General features: G+C 65.3%; 15 protein-coding genes. 12 read left to right on the forward strand and 3 right to left on the reverse strand.

From position 1 onward, the window contains the following. Window positions 1–169 precede the first annotated feature (169 nt). Window positions 170–664: a hypothetical protein gene (locus ACTUWL_RS35160; protein WP_291736155.1), complete on the reverse strand. Its 495-nt coding sequence runs from the start codon at window positions 662–664 to the stop codon at window positions 170–172. A 27-nt stretch (window positions 665–691) separates the two neighbouring features. Here ACTUWL_RS35160 and ACTUWL_RS35165 point away from each other — a divergent pair, with 27 nt between their 5' ends. Next, window positions 692–3,220 carry an Rne/Rng family ribonuclease gene (locus tag ACTUWL_RS35165; protein ID WP_291736154.1) on the forward strand — a complete coding sequence of 843 codons (2,529 nt, stop codon included), beginning with the start codon at window positions 692–694 and terminating at the stop codon, window positions 3,218–3,220. Between the two features lie 100 nt (window positions 3,221–3,320). Continuing rightward, a complete protein-coding gene (locus ACTUWL_RS35170; protein WP_021081095.1) occupies window positions 3,321–4,553 on the forward strand; it encodes an NAD(P)/FAD-dependent oxidoreductase in 1,233 nt (410 codons plus the stop codon). A gap of 220 nt (window positions 4,554–4,773) precedes the next feature. Here ACTUWL_RS35170 and ACTUWL_RS35175 read toward each other — a convergent pair whose 3' ends face one another. Both ACTUWL_RS35175 and ACTUWL_RS35180 read right to left on the reverse strand, forming a co-directional pair. Then, on the reverse strand, window positions 4,774–6,108 hold the full coding sequence (locus ACTUWL_RS35175) for a dicarboxylate/amino acid:cation symporter (RefSeq protein ID WP_106939931.1): 1,335 nt from the start codon (window positions 6,106–6,108) through the stop codon (window positions 4,774–4,776). 183 nt (window positions 6,109–6,291) lie between these two features. After that, the gene (locus tag ACTUWL_RS35180) at window positions 6,292–7,479 is read right to left on the reverse strand and encodes a pyridoxal phosphate-dependent aminotransferase (RefSeq protein ID WP_035653350.1); all 1,188 of its coding nucleotides are present in this window, start codon (window positions 7,477–7,479) and stop codon (window positions 6,292–6,294) included. Window positions 7,480–7,718: 239 nt separating this feature from the next. Between ACTUWL_RS35180 and ACTUWL_RS35185 the strand changes: the two genes are divergently transcribed. From ACTUWL_RS35185 to ACTUWL_RS35230, 10 genes are all read left to right on the forward strand, one after another. Further along, window positions 7,719–9,125, forward strand: coding sequence for a M48 family metalloprotease (locus ACTUWL_RS35185; protein ID WP_021081930.1), 1,407 nt, complete (start codon window positions 7,719–7,721; stop codon window positions 9,123–9,125). A gap of 87 nt (window positions 9,126–9,212) precedes the next feature. Beyond that, entirely contained in the window at window positions 9,213–9,980 is a 768-nt protein-coding gene (locus ACTUWL_RS35190) for a DsbA family protein (RefSeq protein ID WP_021081931.1), read from the forward strand. Window positions 9,981–10,125: 145 nt separating this feature from the next. Continuing rightward, complete coding sequence (locus tag ACTUWL_RS35195) at window positions 10,126–11,058, forward strand: hypothetical protein (protein ID WP_021081932.1); 933 nt, start codon at window positions 10,126–10,128, stop codon at window positions 11,056–11,058. Window positions 11,059–11,184: 126 nt separating this feature from the next. Beyond that, complete coding sequence (locus tag ACTUWL_RS35200) at window positions 11,185–12,021, forward strand: DUF1236 domain-containing protein (protein ID WP_021081933.1); 837 nt, start codon at window positions 11,185–11,187, stop codon at window positions 12,019–12,021. Between the two features lie 347 nt (window positions 12,022–12,368). Continuing rightward, window positions 12,369–12,842: a type II 3-dehydroquinate dehydratase gene (aroQ, locus tag ACTUWL_RS35205; protein ID WP_021081934.1), complete on the forward strand. Its 474-nt coding sequence runs from the start codon at window positions 12,369–12,371 to the stop codon at window positions 12,840–12,842. A 52-nt stretch (window positions 12,843–12,894) separates the two neighbouring features. Then, a complete protein-coding gene (gene accB, locus ACTUWL_RS35210; RefSeq protein ID WP_021081935.1) occupies window positions 12,895–13,398 on the forward strand; it encodes an acetyl-CoA carboxylase biotin carboxyl carrier protein in 504 nt (167 codons plus the stop codon). Between the two features lie 24 nt (window positions 13,399–13,422). After that, window positions 13,423–14,781 (forward strand): acetyl-CoA carboxylase biotin carboxylase subunit, encoded by a 1,359-nt coding sequence (accC, locus tag ACTUWL_RS35215; RefSeq protein WP_021081936.1) that lies wholly within the window; start codon window positions 13,423–13,425, stop codon window positions 14,779–14,781. A gap of 99 nt (window positions 14,782–14,880) precedes the next feature. Further along, complete coding sequence (locus tag ACTUWL_RS35220) at window positions 14,881–16,419, forward strand: sensor histidine kinase (RefSeq protein ID WP_021081937.1); 1,539 nt, start codon at window positions 14,881–14,883, stop codon at window positions 16,417–16,419. Next, the gene (locus ACTUWL_RS35225) at window positions 16,416–16,856 is read left to right on the forward strand and encodes a response regulator (protein ID WP_021081938.1); all 441 of its coding nucleotides are present in this window, start codon (window positions 16,416–16,418) and stop codon (window positions 16,854–16,856) included. Before ACTUWL_RS35220 ends, ACTUWL_RS35225 begins: the two co-directional genes overlap by 4 nt. Further along, window positions 16,853–17,944: a sensor histidine kinase gene (locus tag ACTUWL_RS35230; protein WP_021081939.1), complete on the forward strand. Its 1,092-nt coding sequence runs from the start codon at window positions 16,853–16,855 to the stop codon at window positions 17,942–17,944. The genes ACTUWL_RS35225 and ACTUWL_RS35230 overlap by 4 nt, the downstream gene beginning before the upstream one ends. The last annotated feature ends 3 nt before the right edge of the window (window positions 17,945–17,947 follow it).

A 17,947-nucleotide genomic window follows, 5' to 3' on the forward strand; every position in this document is an offset into this window, starting at 1 on the left:
GAGCTCCAAAATGCCCAACAAGATGTTGATCGATGCCACCCACCCGGAAGAGACCCGGGTCGTCGTGGTCCGCGGCAATCGCGTCGAAGAGTTTGATTTCGAGACCGCCCAGCGCAAGCAACTGCGCGGCAACATTTACCTTGCCAAGGTCACGCGCGTAGAGCCGTCGCTACAGGCTGCCTTCATCGAGTATGGCGGCAACCGGCACGGCTTCCTGGCCTTCAGCGAAATCCATCCCGATTATTACCAGATCCCGGTCGCCGACCGTCAGGCGCTGATCGAAGCCGACGAGCGCGCCCATCGCGAGGCCGAGGAAGAGCACGAGAACCGCGGCCATCGCCGCCGCTCGCGCCACCGCAATGCCCGCCGCCGCGGCCACGGCGACCGTGTCCAGAGCGAGGTGATCGAAGGCGCCGGCGACGCGCAGGCGCTGCCGACAGCCGAGGCCCACGAACATCCGGTCGATGCCGAGCATCACGAGCACGGCGTGGTCGCCCATGAGGGGCACGAGCATGAGGCGCATGACCATGCGCATCATGAGGACCATGAGCACCACCACGATGATGAGCACGGTCACGCTCATGATGATCACGGCCACCACGATCATGGCCACGATGACCACGATCATGACCACCACGATCATCACCACCACGACCATGACCATGCGGACGATCACGACCGTGCCCCGGTCGTGAGCGAGGCGCCGGCTGCCGATGCTCCGACCGATCCCGTCGCCGCGGCGGTCGAAGCCTCGGTTGCATCAGCCGCCCCGGAGGCCTTCGAGCCGGTCGAGGTCAATCATGAGCCCGAGCGGGCCCATGAGGAACAGGTCGAGGAAAACGCCGCCCACGCCGATGACGCGCCGTATGTGGCTGCCGAAGAAGTCCACGCCGCGGCCGATGAGCATGCGGTCACCGAATACGCCTCGCTGGTGGAAGTCGCCCCCGAATCCGCGCGCAGCGACGAAGCTGGCGAAGATGATGACGAGGATGACGGCGAAGAAGGCGAGGAAGAGGATGTCGTCGAGTCCGTCGGCGGTGACGACGTGCTCGAGGAGGTTCCGGAGCGCCCGTTCCGCCCGCGCCGCCAGTACAAGATCCAGGAAGTGATCAAGCGCCGGCAGGTCATGCTGGTGCAGGTCGTTAAGGAGGAGCGCGGCAACAAGGGCGCCGCGCTGACCACCTATCTGTCGCTCGCCGGCCGCTACGCCGTGCTGATGCCCAACACCGCGCGTGGCGGCGGCATCAGCCGCAAGATCACCTCGGCCCAGGACCGCTCGCGGCTCAAGGAAGTGGTGCAGGATCTCGACGTGCCCGAGGGCATGGGGATCATCCTGCGCACCGCCGGCGCCTCCCGCAGCAAGCCGGAGATCAAGCGCGACTTCGAATACCTGATCCGGATGTGGGAGACGGTGCGCGACCTGACGCTGAAGTCGCAGGCGCCGACCCTGGTCTACGAGGAAGGCTCGCTGATCAAGCGCTCGCTGCGCGACCTCTACAACAAGGAGATCGACGAGATCCAGGTGGCGGGCGAAGCCGGCTACCGCGAAGCACGCGACTTCATGAAGATGCTGATGCCGGCCAATGTGCGCGCGGTGAAACAGTATCGCGACGGCCAGCCGCTGTTCTCGCGGATGGGCGTCGAAAGCCAGCTCGACGCGATGTTCTCGCCGACCGTGCAGCTGCGCTCCGGCGGCTACATCGTGATCAACCAGACCGAGGCGCTGGTCTCGATCGACGTCAACTCCGGCCGCGCCACGCGCGAGCACCATATCGAGGACACCGCGCTCAAGACCAATCTGGAAGCCGCGGAAGAAGTCGCGCGACAGCTGCGCCTGCGTGACCTCGCCGGCCTGATCGTCATCGACTTCATCGACATGGACGAGAAGCGCAACAACCGCGCGGTCGAGCGCAAGCTGTCCGACTGCCTGCGCCAGGACCGTGCGCGGATCCAGGTCGGCCGCATCTCGCATTTCGGCCTCCTGGAAATGTCGCGCCAGCGCATCCGCGCCAGCATGCTGGAGAACTCGACAGAGCCCTGCCCGCAATGCGGCGGCTCCGGCCACGTCCGCTCGGTCTCGTCGGTTGCGCTGCAGCTGCTGCGCGGCATCGAGGAAATCCTGATGAAGGGCGCGACCCACAATCTGGTGGTCCGTACCCGCACCGACGTCGCGCTCTACGTGCTCAACCACAAGCGCGGCCATCTGCGCGACCTCGAAGACGCCTTCCGCGTCTCGCTGTCGATCGTCGCCGACGCCACCGTGCACGGCCAGCAATCCTACATCATCGATCGCGGTGAGCAGGTCCATACGCTCGAAGCCGCCAAGGCGCTGCTTGCCGCGCAGGCGGCCGCCGCGCCGGCGCAGGTCGATGAGGCCGACGACGAGGAAGAGCTGTTCGAATACGAGGCCGAGATCGAGACCGACGAGACCGAAGGCCTCGCCGACGACCGGGCGGCCGGCGAAGAATCCGGCTCCGCCGAGGGCGAAGGCGACGGCCAGCGCCGCAAGCGCCGCCGCCGCCGCCGCGGCCGCGGTGGCAACGAGGCCCGCGAAGGCGCTCCGGCGCCGCGCGAGGACGGCGACCTGATGCACGTGTTGCCCGAGGGCACCGAGGCGGTTGCCGCCGCCGATGCCGAAGGCGATGAGGACGAAGCCAACGAAGCGCAGGGCGCAGTCCGCGACGATGAGGCCGGCAATGGCGATCGCCGTCCGCGCCGCCGCGGACGCCGCGGTGGACGCCGCCGGCGCGGCAGCGGCGGACCAGATGACGGTCTCGCCGGATCGATCTCCGACGAGCTGGGCCCGATCGCACCGCCCGAGGCGGCCGACGCCGTCGCCGATTTGGACGGCCATGACGCGGAGCCGGCGCCCTCGCTGGCGCAGCCCGAGCCGGTCGCGCCGCCGACGGAATGGCAGCCGGTCGAGACCATTGCTGTCGAGACGGCCACAGCACACGAGCCCGAACCTGTTGCAGCGCCTGCCGCGGAGGATACGGCCGCCGAAAGCGACCGCTCGCAGCGCCGCCGCTCAACGGTGCGCGAAAAGGTCAGCTTCGCGTCGAGTCCGCAACCCGAGGCACCGGCGCCCACCCTGGTCCAGAGCGCGGCGGAAGAAGTGGCCCCTGCCCCTGAGCCCGCAACATCTGCCGCAGAGCCCGCTGCGGCCGAGGCGCCGGCCCGCAAAGGCTGGTGGTCGCGCCGCTTCGGCGGCGGCAACTAGCGCCAGCTACAAGTCAAAACGCCCGGTTCACGCCGGGCGTTTTTATTGGACAGGCATTTCCGTTCGTCAGGCGTAACGGAGCCTGACGGAGACGGATGCAATGCAAAGCGCGATCGTTCTGGGCGGCGGCATGGTGGGCGTCAGCACGGCGCTGCATCTGCAGCGCCGCGGCTGGTCAGTCACGCTCGTCGACCGCAAGGAGCCGGGCCGCGAGACCAGCTACGGCAATGCCGGGATCATCCAGAGCGAAGCAGTGCGGCCCTACCCGATGCCGCGGGATCCGGCCGTCCTCGCCAGGATCGCGATGGGGCGCACCAACGACGTGCACTATCGCCTGGCCTCACTGCCGCGGCATGCCGGCCCGTTGCTGCGCTACTGGTGGAACTCGACGCCCGAGCGGCACCGCGAAGCCACCCTCGCCTGGGCGCGGCTGATCGCCCACGCCACAGCAGAGCACGACACGCTGATCCGCGATGCCCATGCCGACAATCTGATCCGCCGCGCCGGCTATCGCCTGCTGCATCGCGACCCGGCTGCGCTAGAGCAGGCGATCGCGGTCGCAGAAGAGAACCGGCGCGAGTTCGGCGTGCAGTTTCGCGTGCTCGACGGCCGCGAGCTCGCCAAGGCTGAGCCGTTGCTGCGCGACGACCTGCCCGGCGCCATCCACTGGCTCGGGCCGTGGACCACGTCGGACCCCGGCGGTCTCGTTTCCGCCTATGCCGGATTGTTCGAACGTCTCGGCGGCACGCTCTTGCACGGCGACGCGCAGACGCTGACCGAGACGACCGCCGGCTGGTCGGTCGATACCAATAGCGGCCGGATCGATGCCGCAAACGTCGTGGTCGCGCTGGGACCGTGGTCACCGCAATTGCTGGGCAAGTTCGGCTACCGGATCCCGCTGGTGCGCAAGCGCGGCTACCACATGCACTATCAGGGCGGCCGCTCGCTCGACCTGCCGCTGGTGGACAGCGCCAATGGCTACGCGATGGCGCCGATGACCAAAGGCATCCGCATCACCACCGGCGCGGAGCTCACCAGTCCGGACGCGCCCGCGACGCCGATCCAGCTCGGCTACGCCGAAGCCGCCGCACGGCAACTGATCGAGATCGGCAGTCGCGTCGAGCCCGAACCCTGGTTCGGCACCCGCCCCTGCACGACCGACATGCTGCCGGTGCTCGGGCCGGCGCCGCGCCATCGTGGGCTGTGGGTCAATTTCGGTCACGGCCATCAGGGCTTCACGCTCGGCCCGGCGACCGCGCGGGTGCTCGCCGAAACGATGAACGGCGAGGCATCCTCGGTGGACACCTCGCCGTATCGGATAGACCGCTTTTGACGTTGAACTGAAGCCTGATGAGATCAGGTTGAGCTGGAACGGCGTCGAGTTCACCTCTCCCTTGGGAGAGGTCGATTTGCGCAGCAAATCGGGTGAGGGATTACGGTCTATCGAGAGAGCGAGAGCCCTCACCCGGATCGCTTCGCGATCCGACCTCTCCCCAACGGGGAGAGGTGAACCGAGACCGCACCAAGCCGATTCAACCAAAACTCATCCCGCTTTAGTCGGTCGTCAGCGCGGTCTCCATATCGGTCGGGTCGATCTGCCGCGCGAGATTGGCGTTCAGTTTGTCGCGGTCGAGCTCCCCCTCCCACCAGGCGACGATCACGCAGGCGACGCCATTGCCGCACAGATTGGTCAGCGCGCGGCACTCGCTCATGAACTTGTCGATGCCGAGCACGATCGCCATGCCCGGCACCAGCCGCGGATCGACCACCGCAAGCGTTGCGGCCAGCGTGATGAAGCCCGCGCCGGTGATGCCGGAGGCGCCCTTCGATGTCAGCATCGCCACGACCAGGATCGTGAGCTGCTGGCTGAACGAGAGGTCGTAGCCCAGCGCCTGCGCGATGAACAACGTCGCCAGCGTCATGTAGATGTTGGTGCCGTCGAGGTTGAACGAATAGCCCGTGGGCACCACGAGACCGACCACGGATTTCGAGCAGCCGAGCCGTTCGAGCTTCTCCATCAATGACGGCAGCGCGCTCTCGGAGGACGAGGTGCCGAGCACGATCAGGAGCTCGTCCTTAATGTAGGCCAGGAACTTGAAGATCGAGAACCCGGCGATGCGCGCGATGACGCCGAGCACCACGAGGACGAACAGCGCGGCGGTCAGGTAGAACGTCGCGATCAACCCCATCAGATTGAGGATCGCGCCGGTGCCGAACTTGCCGATGGTGAAGGCCATCGCGCCGAACGCGCCGATCGGCGCCGCCCGCATCACGATCGAGATGACGCCGAACACCGCGTGCGCGGCGTCGTCGATGAACGAGCGGATGGTGTGGCCGCGCTCGCCGAGGCCCATGATCGCGAAGCCGAACAGCACCGAGAACAGCAGCACCTGCAGGATCTCGCCCTGCGCGAAGGCGCCGACCACCGTGTCCGGAATGATGTGCAGTACGAAGTCGACGCTCTTCTGCGCTTCCGCCTGCTTGGCATAGCCGGCGACCGCTTGCGCGTTCGCTGCGGCATTGCCGAAGCCCGCTCCGGGCTTCACGAGATTGCCGACCAGCAATCCGATCACCAGCGCGAAGGTCGAGACGACCTCGAAATAGACCAGCGCCTTGACGCCGATGCGGCCGACCTTCTTGGCGTCCTGGATATGCGCGATGCCCGAGACCACGGTGCAGAAGATGATCGGCGCGATCACCATCTTGATCAGCTTGATGAAGCCGTCGCCGAGCGCCTTGATCCACTCGTTGGTGGCGAGCGCTGGCCAGAACGCGCCAACCAGCGCGCCGAGCACGATCGCAATCAGGACCTGGACATAGAGAACTTTGTACCACGGCTTGCCGCCGGCGCTCGCCGGTGCGGCCGTGGCAATGGTTGCCGTTGCCATGTTTCACTCCCCCTCAGAAATGGCGGAAACAGCCAAGATCAACTTGGCCGTTCAAGTCAAATGGAACTGTGTGGGCCCTTCCGTCTGTCCGCGACGATCTGCCGCGTACCCCGCAGCAAGGCGCCGCTTGCGAAACCGATCTGATCGACCCGACGAACGCGGAAGGCTCTTGAAGTTTGCGCGCTATTTAAGCCAATGCGCGATCCGCGCAACTGCTTCCTGCATCTCCGCGGCCGAACGCGCATAGGAAAATCGGATGAAGGCTCGGCCGTGGATCGGATCGAAATCGACGCCCGGGGTCGCCGCGACATGCGCCTTTTCGAGCATCTCGCTGGCGAAGGCGAAGCTGTCGGAGGTGAAGTCGGAGACGTCGGCATAGAGATAGAAGGCGCCGTCGGCCGGCAGGAATTTGGTCAACCCGGCCTTGGGCAGGCCTTCGATCAGGATGCGGCGATTCTCCTGATAACCACGCTTGATCGCCTCCATCTCCGCGCGGCCCTCGAACGCCGCTTCGGCCGCGATCTGCGACAAGGTCGGCACCGAGATCGAGAGGTTCTGCTGCAGCCGCTCGATCGGCCGCACCAGCACCTCGGGCACCACCATCCAGCCAACGCGCCAGCCGGTCATGCAGAAGTATTTCGAGAACGAGTTGATCACGAGCGCGTTCGGCGACAGCTCGGCCGCCGTCACGGCGGGAAACGCGTAGTCGAGCCCGTGGTAGATCTCGTCGGAGATGAAGCGGATTCCGGCGCTGTCGGCGGCCGCCATCAGGTTCGAAAGCGCCTCGCGCGACATCATCGTGCCGGTCGGGTTGGCGGGGCTGCCGACCAGCACGCCCTTCAGCGGCGCCTTGCGATGCGCGGCCAGCAGCGCCTCGCCGGTCAGCGCGTGGCGGGTGTCGCCGGAGGTCTCGATCAGCACCGGCTCGCAGCCGAGCGCAGTCAGGATGTGCCGGTACGGCGGATAGCCCGGCACGGTGACCGCGACCCGGTCGCCCGGCTCGAACATCGCTAGGAACGCCAGGATGAACCCGCCGGACGAGCCTGTCGTGACGATGATGCGCTCGGCATCGACCGCGCAGCGATACGTGTCGCGATAGTGCCGGGCGATGCGCGCGCGCAGCGAGGGGATGCCGAGCGCGGAGGTGTAATCGATCCGTCCACTGGCAAGCGCCGCCTGCGCCGCGGCGATCGCCTGCTTCGGCGCGCCCTCGGCGGGCTGCCCCACCTCCATATGGATGACATGGCCACCCGCGGCCTCGATTCGCTCCGCGGCGGCCATCACGTCCATCACCATGAACGGTGGAACATCGCTGCGCCCGGATGCCGTCAAAAGGCTGCTCACATGGTCTCTCGGTGTCGCTTCACGCATGGATTTCTGCTATTGCACGGCCGCTGCCGGATTTGGGTTCCCGTTACCGCTACTGCCCCAGACTGGCCGCATTCGGTGGCTCGTTATAGCGCTTTCAGGCTCAGTGAATACCCCAAGTGAATATCCGGTTCGCGTGAAGAAGAACTGCAAAAACAACAGACTGCGCCACGCGCCTGATCCAGTCGGGCCAGGAACCGGACGTTGCCGCGGCGCAGCTCCCTATCGCCGATAGATCGCCCATGCTGTTTCGCCTCACGCTCCGCACCAGAGGGTTCAAGCTGACCGCATTGCTGACCGCGGTCGCGCTCGCCGTGGGTCCGGTCGTCCCCGCGCGAGCCCAGCAGAACGGTCCGCCGGTGCTGCGCGACACTGAGTCCGAGCAATTGCTGCGCGAATATACCAGGCCGATCCTGCGCGCGGCCGGTCTGGAGAAGCAGAACATCCAGATCGTGATCATCAACGACAGTTCGTTCAACGCTTTCGTCGCCGACGGCCGCCGCATCTTCGTCAATTACGGCGTGCTGCTGCAATCGGAGACGCCGAACCAGATCATCGGCGTGCTGGCGCATGAGACGGGCCATCTCGCCGGCGGCCATCTGGCCAAGATGCGCGAGCAACTGACGCAGGCACAGACCCAGATGATCATTGCGATGCTGCTCGGCGTCGGCGCGCTCGCCGCGGGCGCGGGTGGCCGGGGCGCCGGCAACGGCTTGTCCAGCGCCGGCGCCGCGGCGATCTCGGCGCCGCAATCGGTCATTCAGCGCACGCTGTTGTCGTACCAGCGCCAGCAGGAAGAAAACGCCGATCGCGCCGGCGTCAAATTCCTGACTGCGACCGGGCAGTCGGCACGGGGCATGTACGAGACGTTCAAGCGCTTCACCGACGAGAGCCTGTTCGCCGCGCGCGGCGCCGACCCCTATCTGCAGTCGCATCCGATGCCGGTCGATCGCGTCTCCGCGCTCCAGGAACTGGCGCGCTCGAGCCCCTATTGGGACAAGAAGGACGATCCGGCGCTGCAGCTGCGTCACGACATGATGCGCGCCAAGATCTCGGGCTTCATGGAGCGGCAAGACACTGTCTATCGCCGCTATCCGTTGTCCAACACCAGCCTGCCGGCACGCTATGCACGCGCGATCACCACCTATCTGCACGGCGATCTGCGTTCGGCGATCGCGCAGATCGATGGGCTGATCCAGGTCCAGCCCAACAATCCCTATTTCTACGAGTTGCGCGGCCAGGCCCTGCTCGAAGGCGGCCGGCCGGCGGAGGCCATCGCGCCGCTGCGCCGCGCGGTGCAGCTCTCCAATAGTTCGCCGCTGATCGAGATGCTGCTCGGACAGGCGCTGGTCGCCTCCGACAACAAGGCCACCACCGACGAGGCGATCAACATGCTGCGCGCCGCGGTGGCGCGCGAGCCCGAGGCGCCGCTCGGCTACACCCAGCTCGCGATGGCCTATGGCCGCAAGGGCGACTATGCCCAGGCCGACCTTGCCTCGGCCCAGGCCGCCTATCTCCGCGGCGACACCAAGACCGCCCGCGAACTTGCGTCGCGCGCCAAGACGCGGTTCGCGATCGGCACGCCCGGCTGGGTCAAAGCTGACGACATTGTGAGCGCCAAGCCGATGCCGGGTCAGAAAAACAACTAGAAATAAACCGTAGTTCCATACAACGATCACCGAAACCGGCCCACGGCCGTGCCGTATTTCGGGCCACCTCGAACAAGGATTTCGTCCATGCCAGCGCTTCGTTTCCTCGCCCCTGCCCTGCTCGCGCTCGGCATCTGCGCCGCGCCGCTGACCGCGTCCGCGCAGAGCTTCAGCGACACCCAGCGCGGCGACATCGAGACCATCGTGCGCAATTACCTGATCGCGCATCCCGAGGTGCTCGAAGAGGCGATGAACGAGCTCAGCAAGCGGCAGGCCGCCGCCGAAGCCGAGAAGCACGAGCAGAGCGTTGCCAAGAACGCCGACACGATCTTCAACTCGCCGCGCGGCGTGATGATCGGCAACAAGGACGGCGATGTCACCTTCGTCGAGTTCTTCGATTACAATTGCGGCTACTGCAAGCGCGCAATGTCCGACATGCTCGACCTGATGAAGTCGGATCCGAAGCTGAAGGTGGTGCTGAAGGAATTCCCGGTGCTGAGCCAGGGCTCGGTCGAGGCCGCGCAGGTCGCGGTCGCCGTGCGCATGCAGGATCCGACCGGCAAGAAGTATCTCGAATTTCACCAGAAGCTCTTGGGCGGCCGCGGCGCAGCCGACAAGGCGCGCGCCCTTGCAGTTGCCAAGGACGTCGGCCTCGACATAGCGAAGCTCGAGAAGGACATGGCGAGCCCCGAGGTCAAGGCGACCATCGAGGAGAATTTCCGCCTCGCCGAATCGATGGGCATGAACGGCACGCCGAGTTACGTGATCGGCAAGCAGGTCGTGATCGGCGCGGTCGGCGTCGACGGCCTCAAGGAGAAGATCGGCATTGCCCGTTGCGGCAAGGCGACCTGCTGAGCGTCGACAGCGCTCATTTCGTTCGACAATATCCGGTCGTTCGACAAGATCCGGCTGCCTGGCAGCCGGATTTTTTTGTTGCGGCACCGAACCACGTCCGCGCCGGCTGCAACCAAGGGCCATCACCAACAATGGAAGCCGCGCGATGCCCTTGGCCCCGCCAACCCTTGGCTACGACCTCACGCTCCTGAAGACGGCGCCACAGCGTGGCTCCGACCATGATCACGGCTGGTGCTACGGCCTGCCATCAGGCATACGCGCCGAGCAGTGGCCGCTCAGCCCCCACGACGGCTTTCCGATGCAGCACTGCTTCACGCTGCGCGTCCCGGCGCAGTATCGCGCCAAGGGCGATACCTATGTCGCGCTCGCGATGTTCGCCGATCAGCAATATGACGAACCCGTCGAGATCGACGCGGTCGCGCAATATCTCGCGGCGGAGACCATCGAACGTCCGTCAGATCCGAATCTGTTGCCGTACTTCGCGTACCGACAGAACCGTCATCCGATGGAGTTCCGGATGAAGGACATCATCGACCACAATTTCGCGGCGATCTGGCTCACGGAGGCCGAGTTCGCGGGGCCGCTGTGCGAACCACCCGAGCTTGCCGGCAATCCGTTGCTGGAAGCCAATCCGCCGCCGCGCTGGCTCCTGAAGGGCGCGGCGCGCACGGCGTTCGACGTCAATGTCGGACGCAGTACCCGGATCGACGAGTTGGAGAAGACCCACTGGTATCGCCTGTTCGGCCACGTCCCCGCGACCGGACATCATGCGTACGGCATCGCGCTGGCGCCGCGCGACGACGATCCCAATGTCGGCAAGCCGCCACGCGATCATCTGCTGCACAAGGGCGAGCTCGGCGACTATATCGCGCCCTACAGCGAGGTCGGCACTGCGCGCGGCCTCGACCGGTTGCATGGTCGCAACCATCTCGGCGGCACGATGTTTCCCAATCAGTGGACGCCGAAATACAGCGCGACCTATCTCGAGATCGAAGAGCATTTCGGCGGGTTCAATTTCGGCGGCGGCAACGGCCAGCTCGATCTTGCGAGCATGGAGTTCGACTGGGCCTGCGGTTGAAGCGCGCGCTGTTCATCGCGCATTCACACAGGAAACAAACCGCGGGGAACCGCAAATCTACAGGAACATCGCACATCCTCTCTCGTTGTCGGCGCGGGCAATGCTGAAAAACGAGGAGGAATTTCGATGTCTAAACGCTTTCTGATTTCGGTCGCTGCGGCGGCTTTGCTCGCCGGCACCGGTTTCGCGAACGCACAGGGCGCGGGCGGCGCCAACAAGGAATCCGGGGCCGGCGGTGGCGCGACCACGCAGCACTCTGCACCGTCAGGTGGCGCGTCGTCGGGCGCGATGCAGCACGATTCGGGTGGCATGAAGGGTTCCGAGCATTCGACGACCGGTGAGTCTTCTTCGGGCATGAAGGGTGAATCGCCCGGCATGAAGGGCGCCGAGTCCGACAAGGCCGGACCCGCCACCAAGGGCGCCCAGGAAAATACCCAAAAGTCGAAGGGCATGAGCTCGGAGAACGAGACCACCAAGGGCAACGAAAGCTCGAAGGACATGAAGGCCGAGAGCCGCGACAAGAGCGGCAACATGAAAGCCGAGGGTCGTGAGAAGAACGGCAACATGAACGCCGAGAGCCGCGAGAAGAACGGCGCCACCACCAACCAGAACGCCCAGACCAAGAGCCCGTCCGACACCAACCGTGCGCAGACCAACGACACCAGCCGCACCCAGACCACGACTGGCAACGCGGCGACGTCGGCCACCGCGGCTCCGCCGGCCGAGAAGCGCACCGAGATCTCGACCGCGATCAAGTCGGAACACGTCACCGAAGTCACCAACGTGAACTTCAACGTGGCGGTCGGCACCCGTATCCCGGCCGACGTGCACTTCTATCCTCTGCCGGAACGGGTCGTGACGATCTATCCGCAGTGGCGCGGTTATGACTTCATCCTGGTCGGCGGCCGCTACATCATCGTGCAGCCGGAGACCCACGAGATCGTCTACATCATCGAGGGCTAAGCCGGCCTCTGCGCGAGGGTGCCACGACGGGCCCTCGCCCCCATTCTCAGCCCCGCCCCTCACGGGCGGGGCTATTCGTTCGCCGTATCGGGCAGATGGCGGTGGACGGCTGGCCGGGACGCCCCCTCGACACGCCTTCCATGAGGTTTGGTTAACCAGCAATTTCCGCAGGTTACGCCAGCTACCTAATAGGCTGGAGGAAGCCGCTGAAGGCGTTCCGATTTCACCTAAAGGCTTCCCCTGCGGCCGGTTGTTACCTATAACCCGGCCCACTTCACCCCTCGCCGGAACCCCTCGGACCCCTTGTCGGACCTATTGGCCGGAACCTTTGGCAGGAATCTTTTGCAATGGCTGCTGCCGGAACGATCTACGTGCTGAACGGCCCGAACCTCAATCTGCTGGGGACGCGCGAGCCGGAGACCTACGGCCACGCCACGCTCGCCGATGTCGAGAAGCTGTGCGCGGACACCGCACGCCAGTTCGCCCTGACCGCCGACTGCCGGCAGTCCAACCGCGAGGGCGAACTGATCGACTTCATCCATGAAGCCCATGCCAAAAAGGCGGTCGGCATCATCATCAATGCCGGCGGCTATTCCCATACTTCGATCGCGCTGCATGACGCGCTGGTTGCGGTCAGGATTCCCGCCGTCGAGGTTCATGTCAGCAACATCCACGCCCGCGAGAGCTTCCGGGACCACTCGTTCACTGCTAAAGCCGCCTTCGCGTCACTTTGCGGCTTCGGCATCGACGGCTACCGGCTTGCGATCATCGGCCTCGCCACCAAGATCGGTGCCAAGATCGATGCAAAGGCAAAGACTTAATCGTCAATCCTGACGTTCCCCGTCACCAGATAGAGATTTCGGATCAAACAACATGGCGCGCCAGCCAGACGACAAATCAGCCGCAAAATCCAAGAGCGACTCCAAGAGCGACGACAGCGTCCTCATTCGCGAGCTCGCGCTGCTGCTTGCTGAGACCAACCTCACCGAGATCGAGATCGAGCGTGCCGGCCTGCGCGTCCGTGTCGCACGCAACATCAGCATCGCGGCATCCGTGCCCGCTGCCGTCCACGCGGTTGGCGCGCCGGCCATTGTCGCAGCACCTGCTGCCGCCGTTGCGGCTGCGACCGACCTCGCCAAGCATCCGGGCGCCGTGCCCTCGCCGATGGTCGGCACCGCCTATTGGTCGCCCGAGCCGGGCGCCAAGCCGTTCATTGAAGTCGGCTCGAAGGTCAGCGCCGGCCAGACGCTTCTGATCATCGAGGCGATGAAGACCATGAACCAGATCCCGTCGCCGCGCGCGGGCACCGTGACACAGATCCTCGTCGAGGACGGCCAGCCCGTCGAATTCGGCGAGCCGCTCGTCATCATTGAATAGCTTCCGTCAACGTCAGGCGCTGCGATGTTCGACAAGATCCTCATAGCCAATCGCGGCGAGATTGCGCTTCGCGTGCTGCGCGCCTGCAAGGAGCTCGGCATCTCCACCGTCGCGGTGCATTCCACCGCCGACGCCGACGCCATGCATGTGCGGCTCGCCGACGAGAGCGTGTGTATCGGCCCGCCGCCGTCGAAGGATTCCTACCTCAACATACCGGCGCTGCTCGCCGCCTGCGAGATCACCGGCGCCGACGCCGTGCATCCCGGCTACGGCTTCCTGTCCGAGAACGCGCGCTTCGCCGAGATCCTCGCCGACCATAATCTCGGCTTCATCGGCCCGAAGGCCGAGCATATCCGCCTGATGGGCGACAAGATCGAAGCCAAGAAGACCGCCAAGCGCCTCGGCATCCCCGTGGTGCCCGGCTCGGACGGCGCAGTGACCTCTGAGACCGACGCGCTCGCCATCGGCAAGGAGATCGGCTTCCCGGTGCTGGTGAAGGCGGCGGCCGGCGGAGGTGGCCGCGGCATGAAGGTCGCCCACACCGAGGCCGACCTCGCGCTGGCGCTTTCGACCGCGGCCAACGAAGCCAAGTCGGCGTTCGGCGATGCCTCGGTCTACCTGGAGAAATACCTGCAGAAGCCGCGCCACATCGAGATCCAGATTCTCGGCGACGGCCGCGGCGGCGCGATCCATCTCGGCGAGCGCGACTGCTCGCTGCAACGCCGCCACCAGAAGGTCTGGGAGGAAGGCCCCTCGCCCGTGCTGGCGGCAGCGGCCCGCGCCAGGATCGGCGAGACCTGCGCCAAGGCGATGCAGGACATGAAGTATCTCGGCGTCGGCACCATCGAATTCCTTTACGAGGACGGCGAGTTCTATTTCATCGAAATGAACACGCGCATCCAGGTCGAGCATCCCGTCACCGAAAGCATCACCGATATCGATCTGGTGCTTGAGCAGATCCGGATTGCCGCCGGCGGCGAACTCCCGGCCAAGCAGAGCGACATCGCGATCATCGGCCACGCCATCGAGTGCCGCATCAATGCGGAGAACCCGCAGACCTTCCGTCCCTCGCCGGGACGGATCACCCAATTCCATCCGCCGGGCGGCCTCGGCGTGCGGATCGATTCCGCCGTCTATCAGGGCTACGTGATTCCACCCTATTACGACTCGCTGGTCGGCAAGCTGATCGTGCACGGCAAGACCCGGGGCGAATGCCTGATGCGGCTGCGCCGGGCCCTGGACGAGATGGTGGTCGACGGCATCGAGACGACGCTGCCGCTGTTCCGCGCCCTGGTGCGCGAGCCCGACATCATCGAGGGCGACTATCACATCCACTGGCTGGAGCAGTATCTCGCCGGCCAGCCATCCGACGCCCCGAAATAGTTGGAACTCTTTGGAACCCAACCACCTGTTCAAGCGTACTAGTGGGGTATTGGCTTTCCACGGGGACGCATTGAATCCCACTGCCACGAAGAGACCGTCGTGACCCCGATTTCACGACGCCGGTCCACGTTGCAAATCCTGCTGCTCTCGGCGGGATTTTTCGTGCTGGTCGCAGTCAGCGTGGCGTCGGTCCTGCTGGTCAACAAGGCACGCGAGGACAACGCCTGGGTCGTCCATACGGTCGAGGTCGAAGGCCAGGTTGCTAACCTGCTGCTTGACGTCAGGCGCGCCGAAAGCGCGACCAGGGCCTATCTGCTGACATCAGCACCACAATACCTCTCGGAGTACCAGTCGGCCGCGGCGGCAATCCCCGCCGCGCTCGGCCATCTCCAGATGATGACCGTCGACAATCCGGCGCAGGTCGCCAATGCCGCGAAGCTGAAGGCCGCCGTCGAGCAGCGGCTGGCGGAGTTCACCCTCACCAACGAGCGCGTCAGGAACAACGACACCGCGACCAGCATCGACGTCCTGCGCAACAGCACATCGACCGACGCGCTGGAAGCGATCGCCAGGATCGGCCGCGACATGCGCGCCGAGGAGGATCGCCTGCTGGCGGCGCGCACCGCGACCGCCGACAGGACCCAGGTGCTCGCCTCCTCCGTCACCATCGCCGGCTCCTGCCTGGTGCTGGTGCTCGCCGCCCTCTCTCTCGTGCTGGTGCGGCAATCGTCGCGGGCGCGCGACGAGGCCGAGGCCAAGCTGCGCGACAGCAACGTCAATCTCGAAACCATCGTCGACGAACGGACCGCCGACCTGCGCGAGGCCAACGAGGAGATCCAGCGCTTCGCCTATATCGTCAGCCATGATTTGCGCTCGCCGCTGGTCAACATCATGGGCTTCACCAGCGAGCTGGAGGAATTGCGCGGCGACATCTTCAGGCGGATCGCCACGCTCAATCGCACCGCGTCGCTGGCGCCGGCGATGGAAGACGCGACCGACGTGGCCGAGCCCGAGCTCGAAGGCTCCGACAAGCAGCTATCCGACGATTTCAGCGAGTCGCTCGGCTTCATCAAATCGTCGATCGCCAAGATGGACCGCCTGATCAGTGCCATCCTCCATCTCACCCGCGAGGGCCGCCGCGAGTTCAAGCTGGAGCAGATCGATCTCAGCGAGCTGATCAACGGCATCGTCAGGACGATCGCGCATCAGGCGGCCGAGGCGCATGCGACCATCGAGGTCGGCGCGTTGCCGAATATCGTCAGCGACCGCCTCGCGCTGGAGCAGATCTTCTCCAATCTGATCGACAACGCGGTCAAGTACCTCAAGAACGGCGTGCCCGGCGAGATCTCGGTCAAGGGCCGCACCAAGCTGGGCTTTGCGATCTTCGAGGTCACCGACAACGGCCGCGGCATCGATCCCAAGGACCACCAGCGCATCTTTGATCTATTCCGCCGCGCCGGAACCCAGGACAAGCCGGGTCAGGGCATCGGGCTTGCCCATGTCCGCGCACTTGTGCGCAGACTGGGCGGCACCATGTCGGTAGCATCGGAACTTCACAACGGCAGCACGTTCACGATCACGCTGCCCATCAATTGGTCAGGCAAGACCTCAGACAAGAACCGGGATAGGGAATCATGAGCGATCCAGTCACCATCATCATGATCGAGGACGACGAGGGCCACGCCCGCCTGATTGAGCGGAATATCCGGCGTTCGGGTGTCAACAATGAGATCGTCCCGTTCACCAACGGTACAGAGGCCGTGAACTACCTGTTCGGCAAGGATGGCAGCGCGGTCGACCGCAAGAACCAGGCCCTGCTCATCCTGCTTGATCTCAATCTGCCCGACATGACCGGCATCGACATTCTGAAGCGGGTCAAGGAGAACAAACATCTCAAGGCGACGCCGGTGGTCATGCTGACCACCACGGACGACAGCCAGGAGATCAAGCGTTGCTACGAACTCGGTTGCAATGTCTACATCACCAAGCCGGTGAACTACGAAAGCTTTGCCAACGCCATTCGCCAGCTTGGCCTGTTCTTTTCCGTGATTCAGGTGCCGCCAGCTTCCATATGACCAGCGCAACGCCGACACTGCTCTATATCGACGACGACGCGGCGCTGGCGCGCCTGGTCGAACGCGGGCTGACGCGCGCGGGCTACAAGGTCGTGCACGCCGCAAGCGGTCAGGAAGGCCTCGAGCGGCTCGCCCAGGGCGGCATCGACGTCGTCGCGCTCGACCAATACATGCCCGGCCTCGACGGGCTGGAGACGTTGGAACAAATCCTCAAGATTCCAGACGCGCCGCCGATCGTGTTTGTCACGGCCTCGCAGGATTCGGCGATTGCCGTCACCGCCCTCAAGGCCGGCGCGGCGGACTATCTGGTCAAGGACGTCAGGGGTGAATTCATCCCCCTGCTCCAGGTCGCGGTGAACGGCGCGATCCGGCGGGCGGCGATCCAGAAAGCGCGCGACGAGGCCGAGGCCGAGGTGCACGCCTCGCGTGACCGCTACGCCGCGCTCGCCGCCGAGCGCGAGGTGCTGCTGCGCGAGGTCAACCACCGGGTCGGCAACTCGTTGCAGATCATTGCCTCGCTGCTGCATCTGCAGGCCAATTCCGCGAGCCAGCAGGATGTCAAGGCGGCGCTCACCAACGCGATGGGCCGGGTCGCCGCCGTCGCGCAGGTGCATCGCCGCCTCTACACTTCGCACGACTTCAAGACGGTGATGCTCAACCAGTATCTCGAGGCGCTGCTGGAGGACCTCAGGCGATCGGCCGAAGGCAACCGGATGTCGCGGCTGACGCTGAAAGCCGACCCGGTCGAGATCGATCCCGACAGCGCGGTCGCGATCGGTATCATCGTCAACGAGCTGGTGATGAACGCCGTGAAATACGCCTATCCCCACGGCGCCGGCCCGATCCATGTCGAGCTGAAGCAGCACGCGGACGATTTGCAGCTTGCAATCAGCGACGAAGGCGTGGGCTTCTCCGACAAGGCCGACCCGCGCGGCACCGGGATGGGCCAGCGCATCGTCGCCGCGATGGCCGTCAAGCTCGCCGCCAGCGTCGAGCGCGCCCCGAGTCAAAAGGGCACCCGCTTCGTGGTGCGGTTCGCCCGCGTCAGCCCGGCGCAGGCGAAATCGACAAGCGCCGCCGCGAGTTAGCCC

The sequence above is a fragment of the Bradyrhizobium sp. WCU1 genome, from assembly GCF_053474805.1.

Excerpts from the sequence above, each read along its gene's own strand:
- accC (WP_021081936.1), top strand. The coding sequence starts at position 13,423 with ATGTTCGACAAGATCCTCATAGCCAATCGCGGCGAGATTGCGCTTCGC.
- ACTUWL_RS35200 (WP_021081933.1), top strand. The coding sequence starts at position 11,185 with ATGTCTAAACGCTTTCTGATTTCGGTCGCTGCGGCGGCTTTGCTCGCC.
- ACTUWL_RS35190 (WP_021081931.1), top strand. The coding sequence starts at position 9,213 with ATGCCAGCGCTTCGTTTCCTCGCCCCTGCCCTGCTCGCGCTCGGCATC.
- accB (WP_021081935.1), top strand. The coding sequence starts at position 12,895 with ATGGCGCGCCAGCCAGACGACAAATCAGCCGCAAAATCCAAGAGCGAC.
- ACTUWL_RS35225 (WP_021081938.1), top strand. The coding sequence starts at position 16,416 with ATGAGCGATCCAGTCACCATCATCATGATCGAGGACGACGAGGGCCAC.
- ACTUWL_RS35170 (WP_021081095.1), top strand. The coding sequence starts at position 3,321 with ATGCAAAGCGCGATCGTTCTGGGCGGCGGCATGGTGGGCGTCAGCACG.
- ACTUWL_RS35230 (WP_021081939.1), top strand. The coding sequence starts at position 16,853 with ATGACCAGCGCAACGCCGACACTGCTCTATATCGACGACGACGCGGCG.
- ACTUWL_RS35185 (WP_021081930.1), top strand. The coding sequence starts at position 7,719 with ATGCTGTTTCGCCTCACGCTCCGCACCAGAGGGTTCAAGCTGACCGCA.
- ACTUWL_RS35175 (WP_106939931.1), bottom strand. The coding sequence starts at position 6,108 with ATGGCAACGGCAACCATTGCCACGGCCGCACCGGCGAGCGCCGGCGGC.
- aroQ (WP_021081934.1), top strand. The coding sequence starts at position 12,369 with ATGGCTGCTGCCGGAACGATCTACGTGCTGAACGGCCCGAACCTCAAT.
- ACTUWL_RS35160 (WP_291736155.1), bottom strand. The coding sequence starts at position 664 with ATGGTCATGGTCGTGGTGGTGATGATCGTGGTGGTCATGATCGTGGTC.
- ACTUWL_RS35180 (WP_035653350.1), bottom strand. The coding sequence starts at position 7,479 with ATGCGTGAAGCGACACCGAGAGACCATGTGAGCAGCCTTTTGACGGCA.
- ACTUWL_RS35195 (WP_021081932.1), top strand. The coding sequence starts at position 10,126 with ATGCCCTTGGCCCCGCCAACCCTTGGCTACGACCTCACGCTCCTGAAG.